The sequence below is a fragment of the Gemmatimonadaceae bacterium genome, assembly GCA_036003045.1.
Classification (GTDB): domain Bacteria; phylum Gemmatimonadota; class Gemmatimonadetes; order Gemmatimonadales; family Gemmatimonadaceae; genus JAQBQB01.
In genome coordinates this window covers 1-2274 of the sequence record DASYSS010000016.1, presented here as the reverse complement: position 1 = coordinate 2274, position 2274 = coordinate 1, and the positions used below count along the sequence as shown (strand labels likewise).

The 2274-nt window shown below is 66.0% G+C and carries 4 protein-coding genes; all 4 read left to right on the top strand.

Annotation, left to right across the window (positions count from 1 at the left end):
• Window positions 1-514 (top strand): alpha-hydroxy acid oxidase (locus VGQ44_02155; GenBank protein HEV8445586.1); only part of this gene is annotated, 514 nt, incomplete at its 5' end.
• Window positions 511-1368, top strand: coding sequence for a glycosyltransferase family 2 protein (locus VGQ44_02150; protein HEV8445585.1), 858 nt, complete (start codon window positions 511-513; stop codon window positions 1366-1368). The genes VGQ44_02155 and VGQ44_02150, both read left to right, overlap by 4 nt.
• Window positions 1361-1924, top strand: coding sequence for a hypothetical protein (locus VGQ44_02145; GenBank protein ID HEV8445584.1), 564 nt, complete (start codon window positions 1361-1363; stop codon window positions 1922-1924). Before VGQ44_02150 ends, VGQ44_02145 begins: the two co-directional genes overlap by 8 nt.
• A 19-nt stretch (window positions 1925-1943) precedes the next feature.
• Window positions 1944-2274: hypothetical protein (locus VGQ44_02140; protein ID HEV8445583.1), on the top strand; the 331-nt coding region annotated here is incomplete at its 3' end.

Genomic DNA, 2274 nt, shown 5'->3' with positions numbered 1-2274 from the left:
CATCGTGCTCAAGGACGGCCCGATGCCGTACGCCGACGTCGGCGCCGCGCTCGAGCAGGCGATGGTGTCGTGGAGCGACTTCGCATGGATCCGCGACGCCTGGAAAGGCCCGATCGTCGCGAAGGGCGTTCATACTGCTGACGACGCGCGGCAGGCGATCGACTACGGCGCCGACGCGGTCGTCGTGTCGAACCATGGCGGCCGCCAGCTCGACGGCGTCGCGGCGACCCTCAGCGTTCTGCCGGAAGTCGTCGACGCCGTGAAAGGCCGCATCGAGGTGCTCCTCGACGGCGGCATCCGGCGCGGCAGCGACATCGTGAAGGCCCTCTCGCTCGGCGCCCGCGCCGTTCTCATCGGCCGCGCCTACGCGTACGGCCTCGGCGCGGCCGGCGGCCCCGGCGTGACCCGCGCCATCGACATCCTTCGCACCGACGTGATCCGAACGCTCAAGCTCCTCGGCTGCGCGTCGGTCCGCGACCTCGACGCGTCCTTCGTCCAGTGGGACCGGCCGTGAGCCCGCGGGTCACGGTCATCCTGCCGACCTACAACTGGAGCGGCGTGTTGCGGTTCGCGATTGCGAGCGTGCTGCGGCAGATGTTCACCGATTTCGAGCTGCTCGTGATCGGCGACGGCTGCACCGACGACTCCGAGCAGGTGACCGCCGCGGCAGGCGATCCGCGCGTACGCTGGATCAACCTTCCCGCGAACACCGGCCATCAGAGTGGACCGAACAACGAAGGACTGCGTCAGGCTCGCGGTGAGCTGATCGCCTACCACGGCCACGACGATCTCTGGCTGCCGCATCATCTCGGTGTCATGGTCGACGCGATCCAGACAACGGGAGCCGATCTGGCGCATTCGCTCTGCTTCATGATTCCGGCGGAAGGCGAGTCAGGATGGCTCTTGATCCCGCAGAAGGAGCTCGGCACGTACGCTCCGCCGCTGTGCGTCGTTCATCGGAGAAGCCTCACCGAACGGATCGGCGGATGGCGTCCGTACCGGGAGCTCGGAACGACTCCGCCCGACGTCGAGTTGTGGCGTCGCGCCGCGGCCGCGGGGGCGAGAGTCGCCTTCGTGCCACGCCTGACCGGGATCAAGTTTCCGGCGAGCGTCCGGCGCGACGTGTACCGCACGAAGCCGCACCACGAGCAGGAAGCGTGGACGGCGCGCATCGAAACGGATCCCGATCTCGAGGCGCACCTTTTCGCGCATGCGGTAACGGGTCGCACGGAGCTGATGGAGAGTTGGTCGTATCGTGAGCTGTTGCGCGGCTTCATTCGCCAGACAGCGCGGCGATTGCGGACGCGACTCCGGTTTCGGCGCGAATCGCTCGACGTCATCCGGCGGTTCAAAGGCCTAGATGGCTGAGGAGAAAGTGATGCTCACCGCGGCACGCAAAGACGGCCAGCTCGTCACCAAGGAATGGCAATTCATTCAGCAGCCGATCGACGGCGTCTCCGCCCACGAGGTGCTGCACGTGCCGCGCGACCACGGCGTGATCACCGAGACCTACCGGACGGAGTGGGACCCGAGCGGCTTACCGGTCGTCCACGTCTACCAGTCGCGTCTCTACCCCGGCGCCATCGGCGCGTGGAGCTGTCACGCGAAAACCGTCGACCGCCTCTTCGTCAATCAGGGGCACCTGAAGATCGTTCTCTACGACGGCCGGGAAGAGAGCCCGACACACCGCCGGCTCATGGAGCTTCACGCCGGCGACGCCCGCCCCACCTTCCTCCACATTCCCATCGGCGTCTGGCACGGTCTCCAGAACGTCGGCACGACCGACGCCCTGATGCTCAACTATCCGTCGCGCGCCTACGACTACGAGGATCCCGATCACTACCGCCTGCCGTGGGACTCGGATGAGATTCCCTATCGTTGGATGCCGAGCGAGCGGACGAGACTCCGTAACGATCACGAGTGATCAACCGTAAACCAGATTGATGACTCGAATACTGCCGGCGTTTTTCGTCCTCGCGACTCTCTCTGTCCTCGGTCAGCCCGTCGGGACGCGCGTCGACATCGGTGGCCGAAGCCTGCATCTCGTCTGTATGGGACGCGGTCCGCACACTGTCGTGATGGAGTCAGGCGCCGCAACCGCGTTCTATGAATGGTGGCTGGTTCAGACCGCACTGAAGGATGAGATCCGCACCTGCTCGTATGACCGCGCCGGATTCGGATGGAGTGATCCGACGCCGTCGCGGAGCGTTGCGGGTTACGTCGACGATCTTCATGAGTTGCTGCGGCGAAGCGGCGAGAAGCCGCCGTTCCTCC

Bases quoted from the DNA above. Each gene is read 5' to 3' on its own strand.
- VGQ44_02145 (HEV8445584.1), top strand. From the start codon at position 1,361: ATGGCTGAGGAGAAAGTGATGCTCACCGCGGCACGCAAAGACGGCCAG.